General features: G+C 66.9%; 1 protein-coding gene. It reads left to right on the top strand.

From position 1 onward, the window contains the following. Positions 1–1,300, top strand: a 1,300-nt coding sequence (locus tag EB084_25635; GenBank protein ID NDD31645.1) for a SpoIID/LytB domain-containing protein, incomplete at its 5' end; no start/stop codon positions are given. Between the last annotated feature and the right edge of the window lie 49 nt (positions 1,301–1,349).

The following is a 1,349-nucleotide window of genomic DNA, read 5'->3' on the forward strand; positions in this document are numbered from 1 at the left end:
CACCGCAGTCCCCGTCCTGCCATACGGCCCGCTGATCCGCGTGGGCCTCGATGCCGCCATGGAACGCGCTGGGCTTGCTTCCACGGGTGGGATGACGATCCACGGCGGAGCCGAGCCGATTCACGTCAGCGAAGGTCACAAGGTGGAGATCACCGTTGATGGCGGCGGAAAGCTCCACCTGATCTGCGACAGCGCTGAGCACAGCGTCGACGGTGTCGTCGAGGTTCGCCCGAGAGACGCCAGCCAGCCGTTGCAGCTGATGCATCTGCGCGGCAACGGAACCTGTCGGCTCCAGGGCTTCCGAGGAACCCTCGCGTTCACGGCGCGCGACAAGGCGCTGCACGTCGTGAACATCATCAGCGTCGAGGAGTACGTGGCGGGCGTCGTGCCCAATGAGACACCCGCGGTCTATCCGGCAGAGGCGCTGCGCGCCATGGCGGTCATCGCCCGCACCTTTGCCCTCTCTCGACTAGGCTACCACAGGGCGTGCGGCTATGACGTGTGTGGAACCGTCGACTGCCAGATGTACGGCGGATGGCTCACCGAGACCGAAAGCACCAATCACGCCGTGACAGACACCCGCGGAGAGGTGGTCGCCTTCGGGGGAGGCCCCGCAGACACCACGTTCCACGCCGTGTGCGGAGGGGTGGGTGAAGATGTCTCGCTGGTCTGGCCTCTTCCGCAGACGCCCTACCTCGTTGGCGCACCAGACGGTCCAGCGAGCCTCCCGGACCTCTCTGGCGACGACGCGTTCGCGGCCTTTCTCGAGGCCCCCCCCACCTGCAGCTGCGCGTCGAGTCCTCGGTTCCGATGGCGCGAGACCTACACCCTCACGCAGCTGCAGACGCTGTTCGAGCACAGCCTTCCCGTCACGTTGAAAGGCGCATACACCCCCATCGGTGCGCTTCGGTCCGTGCGCGTCGCAGAGCGCTCCCCGAGAGGACGGGTCATGCGACTCGAGATCGAGGGGGCCGAGGGTCGCTGCGAGGTGCGCAGCGACCGCATCCGCTGGCTCTGGAGCGGAGGCAGGGTCGGCCAGGGCGGGCTTCAGAGCACGCTCTTCCGCATCTGCCCTCGACCGGACGGGGCCTTCGACTTCGTCGGTGGCGGATGGGGCCACGGGGTGGGCATGTGCCAGGAAGGAGCCGCGGGAATGGCCCTTCGCGGCCTCGATCACCGCGCCATCATCGCACACTACTACGCACACACCGATACCGTGCCGTTGGAGACGCTTTCCCCACAGACCCACGCGGCGCTCAGATCGCGCCCCGAAACAAAGCTGGAGGTCGAACGACGATGAACTGGAAATCGTGGACTGTTGCGCTGGCTGCATTCCTGGCCCTCCCCGC

Source organism: Pseudomonadota bacterium (assembly GCA_010028905.1).
Classification (GTDB): domain Bacteria; phylum Vulcanimicrobiota; class Xenobia; order RGZZ01; family RGZZ01; genus RGZZ01.